Origin of the sequence: Mycobacterium hubeiense (assembly GCF_002838065.1) — a bacterium.
Lineage (GTDB): Bacteria > Actinomycetota > Actinomycetes > Mycobacteriales > Mycobacteriaceae > Mycobacterium > Mycobacterium hubeiense.
The window spans coordinates 1-4,276 of the sequence record NZ_PIZU01000087.1 but is presented as its reverse complement, the minus strand read 5'-3'; the positions used below and the strand labels follow the sequence as shown (position 1 = coordinate 4,276).

General features: G+C 64.0%; 3 protein-coding genes and 2 pseudogenes. All 5 read left to right on the top strand.

Annotated elements, in window-relative coordinates:
* A pseudogene (locus tag CWS39_RS27910) lies at positions 1 to 184 on the top strand (NAD(P)/FAD-dependent oxidoreductase); the annotation flags it as partial.
* A gap of 195 nt (positions 185 to 379) precedes the next feature.
* The gene (locus CWS39_RS27905) at positions 380 to 1,156 is read left to right on the top strand and encodes an immunity protein Imm33 domain-containing protein (protein ID WP_102146066.1); all 777 of its coding nucleotides are present in this window, start codon (positions 380 to 382) and stop codon (positions 1,154 to 1,156) included.
* 635 nt (positions 1,157 to 1,791) lie between these two features.
* Positions 1,792 to 3,267, top strand: coding sequence for a hypothetical protein (locus tag CWS39_RS27900; protein ID WP_142386975.1), 1,476 nt, complete (start codon positions 1,792 to 1,794; stop codon positions 3,265 to 3,267).
* 344 nt (positions 3,268 to 3,611) lie between these two features.
* Positions 3,612 to 3,929 (top strand): hypothetical protein, encoded by a 318-nt coding sequence (locus CWS39_RS27895; RefSeq protein WP_102146064.1) that lies wholly within the window; start codon positions 3,612 to 3,614, stop codon positions 3,927 to 3,929.
* Positions 3,930 to 4,081: 152 nt separating this feature from the next.
* Positions 4,082 to 4,276, top strand: a pseudogene (locus CWS39_RS29915) (NAD(P)/FAD-dependent oxidoreductase); the annotation flags it as partial.

Here is a 4,276-nt window from a genome sequence, read left to right as displayed (position 1 = left end):
CTGCCACGGGCTGCTGCACCCCGACCTGATGGGCCCGAATAGACCGGGGCCCAAGGGTTTCCGCGACCTGCCGATCGGTATCGAGGGTCTTTATCTCGGCGGCGCCGGCTGCCACGGCGGGCCCGGCATCACCTTCATTCCGGGATATAACGCTGGGTATCAAGTGCTCGACGATCTCGGCTGAGAACTGGATAGGCGCGGTGAATCGAAGGGGAAATCCGTACATCAACCTCGCCCGTGATCGAACGCTCGCTTTCTGTACGGATTCGCTCGACCCGCCAGGACGTGGTTCTGGCGGCTGACATCTCGGACGCCGGCACCGCACTCGACGGCCGCGCTCACACATTTGCACCACGACGAGCACCGGTACGCTGCCTTCGTGGCGAACAAGAAGTTTCGCTTGTCAGGCGAGCGCATCGTGCCAGGGCTAGCTCCTGAAGAGGGCTGTCTCGCAACCGACCGGATCACGGTGGACGGTAGCCCGGCGGGGTATATGTTTCGCGACGGCTGGGGGTGGGTGTTCACCGCCGGGGACGAGGACCCCACATATCTCGCCGACCGGGACCACCTGAGTGTGTTGTCGGTCAACGTGATCGCGAACTGCGACCGCTCAATCGTGCCGTACCTACAAGCGCCGTGCGGATCGGCATTCATCCGGCAGGGCGACGGTTTCATCGAAGACCCGGAGGGCGCGCCACGCGTCCCCGATGAGCCGGTCCCGCCGACGCTCAATCCAGAGTTCCCAGTCGTGAACGGGCACCACGAGCTCACCGAAGACTGGGTCCTCACCGTGCCCGAACCGATGAACTTCCGCATCGACCGCGGGACAACGTCGTCAGCCGTGTTCTGGCGACCAGGTCTGACAGCGGTTCTCACCCCTTGGGGCAACCCAAAGAACCATGCCCCCGCCCATCGCCTACAGCAAGTGACGGCCCATGTGTCACCGCATGGCTACGACCATGCCGAATGGTCGGCAAACGGTGCGCACTACCTGACCTACCGACTCGCCGAAGGCGCCGGAGACGAACGACTTCCCGCGCTCTATGGCTTCGCGGTGAGCAATCCCGGCCACGTACAGCTGGCCTTGTACTTCGACAGCGGCGATGACCTCGTGTCGGCGCAGTCGCTGGTGCGGTCGATCAAGACCCAGCGGTGAAGGCGGTCTTGACGCGCTCACCGGCGGCCAGGCCGAACTTGGGTTGAGTCCTCGGATGCGACCCTGCGCCTCGCGTGTCGAATGGGCACGTGTGGACGAGTCGCTTGCCAAGCACAGGCCCAGCTCTGCGGCCTGTCGGGTGTTACGCTGCGCTTCTAGCTAGCTGACCTTTGCTGCCTATCCGCATCGGAGCCATGCCACAACCTCTTTCTGTGGACCCTCACGGCCTGAGATCTGGCTCGGCGTCGCTGGGCGAGCACGCCGCGCGGCTCGCCGAACAGGCCAGCCAGCTCGCCCTAGCCGGGCGGGCGGGCGTTGGGGAGTCCTCAGCGGTCGCCGCCGCCGGTGTGTCTGCGTCGGTGGCGGCGTTCTCGCAGGCGTTTGCCGGGCGCATCGGCGGCCGAGCCGACGCCCTGACGACGGCGGCTGTGAACTACACCGTCACCGACGAGGATGCGGCCACCCGACTGGCAACGACCATTCCCGGACCCTCGGGCGACGCACGTGGTGCTGTTCCCGCCGGGCCCCGCCCTGCCTCTGTTGGGCTGCCAACCAACGCGCGACCCGGCGCGGTTCCGGCAGGGCTAGTCGGCCCGCCAATCCCGGCCGCGGAGTCGCCGGTGGCAGTTTTCGGCGTGCCCACCCGCACCCGCATCGAAGACTGGTCCACCACCATTGATGCGCTGTATGCGTCCTCGGAGGTGTGGCGCCCGCACGCCGACACACTCGCCGCCACCGGCGACGCGTACGTGCAGCAGATGTCCACCCCCGGCGGCACCGACTGGGACGGCGACAGCGGCGAGACCGCATCCGCGTCAGCGCTTGCCGACCGAGGCGTGGTCTGGCGGGCCGGCGACCTCATTCGGGACGATCTGGCGACCACAGCCGGCGAGGGGGCCAGCAACCAGCGTCAGGCGCTTAGTCGGGCACTCGATGCCATCAGCAACGCGGAGATGAACGACTTCAAGGTGGCCGACGACCTCACCGTCACCGACACCCGCCGCTACAGTTCCGGCCAATCCAGCCTGCAAGCGCAGCGGCAGGACCAAGCCCAAGAGCACCAAAACGACATCGTGCATCACGCCAAGGTGCTGCAGAGCGTCAACGCTGACACCGCAGCGAAACTCAACACCGGCAAAGCCGTCCTCGACGGCATGATCCCAACGGACTGGAACACGCACAGGGACGGGTCCATCCAGGCCGTCGACCACCAAACCTGGAAAGAGTCACCGGGGACAGCCGAGGATGAGATCAACCGGCGCCAGAACCAGATCGACGCTTTCAAGGAGGTTTTCGGCCGAGAACCGAAGTCGAAGGCGGATTGGACCACCGCCGCTGCGCTCGATCCCCACAGTTATGACCCGATGTATCAGGGTGTCAACGCAGAAGTCCGCGTGGCGAAGATCGAGCCCGTCCCAGGCCAAGGTGTCGTCCGAGTGTCGCAATGGATCGAACAACGCGACGTATGGAGCAGCCTGGATGGGAAGAGGGATTTCGGTGACAACAGGACAGCGAACCCGAACTTCGACCCCGAGCATGCGAGAGTCACAACCTACATCGACTACGAGAACGGCCTCGTCGTGATGCGGCAGAATCCTTCGGTCGAACTAAACGACGATGGAGGGCCGGGGCGGGTAAAGGTCGGCGTGCCGGAAGCTGTAATACAGCAGAACAGCGACGGGGCCGTCCGCATCACATACGACGCAGCGAACCCGTTCGCCCCCGGACCTGCGGCAAATCCCCCTGAGCCCCTTCACCCTTGGACCGTCAACGGCGACCTGGTGTTCACCCCCACTGGGGACGGCATACAGGTCGACGGGACGCGCACCAACTATCCCTCCATGGAGGTTTACCAAGACCTGCCGAACGGCACGACAAGTTCCGTGCTTATTGACCAGGCGATCGCCGGGAACTCAACAGGGCCGATGGTGAACCTCCCATTCCACCACGATGTCGGAATTGGTGGGGACGCGTTCGAGCCGTTCAACACGGGCGGCTGGAACCCCGAGTATGATGTGCGGGTTCCGTTGCCCTCCACCGAGTTCGGTTCCACAGCCAGCCCACCGACAGTGCCTCCGAGTCGATTGCCGCCGGGAACAACTCAATTCTGAGAGAACGGAGCCCGAAACCACATGACATCGATCGTACGGTTGCGCGAGCTGGACTCCCGCGCCTGGTCCACGGCCACCTGGGCAGCGCCGCTCGCTGTTCAGCTGGTTCTGGGAGCGATGGTCATCGCCTTGGTGCTATTGGGGAAGGTACCCGCCTACCTGACAACGAGTGATCGCACAGGTGGGCCTGCGTGGTTCCTGGGGATAGCGACGGCCACAGTTCTGACATCAGCTCTGGTAGGCGGTTTGCTCTTCAGATCGCGATCACCGCGCGTTCAAGGCATTGCGCTTAGCATCGCAGGGTCAGCCGCAGTCGCCCTAATCGGGGTAATCACGTTCGCTTTGTGGGTGATTCGGTGGTGACGGAGAACGACTCGGCCACGAAGTATGGACCGGTCAGCTTCATTTCGGCACTAGCCAATATCCTAGTGTTGGAAGTGGTTACGTGCTTCTTCCTCCCGTGGATGCCGTTCGTGGCGTTGTTGTACTTCGTCACACCTGTGCTCGTCGTCGATTGGGTGCTCGCCGTCGTTCTTGTGATGCGGCCCGGCACGTTGGGTCAGGTTGGCCGCGGAATGCTGATCGGTTCACTTTCGGCCCCGGTATCGGTGGCCCTGTCCGCCGCCGGATTCATTGTTGCGCGCGCGATAGGCCCGATATAGGGCTACATACCGCGTTCAAGGAAGGTATTGACAAGGGAGTAGATTCCCGACTTGTAACAAAGCTCAGCACGTCAAGGTCGAGCAGATCCTCGTCGACGACGGGAAAGTCATCGGCGTGTGGTGCCGCGACGGCGAAACGATCGNAGCACGTCAAGGTCGAGCAGATCCTCGTCGACGACGGGAAAGTCATCGGCGTGTGGTGCCGCGACGGCGAAACGATCGCCGCGTCCGTCGTCGTCTCCAACCTCTCCCCCGACACCACCCTCACCGAACTCGTAGGTGCTGACCATCTTTCGGCTCAGCTGCCCGCCCGGCTGCAAGGGCGCGACCACCGGGCGTCGTTCGTT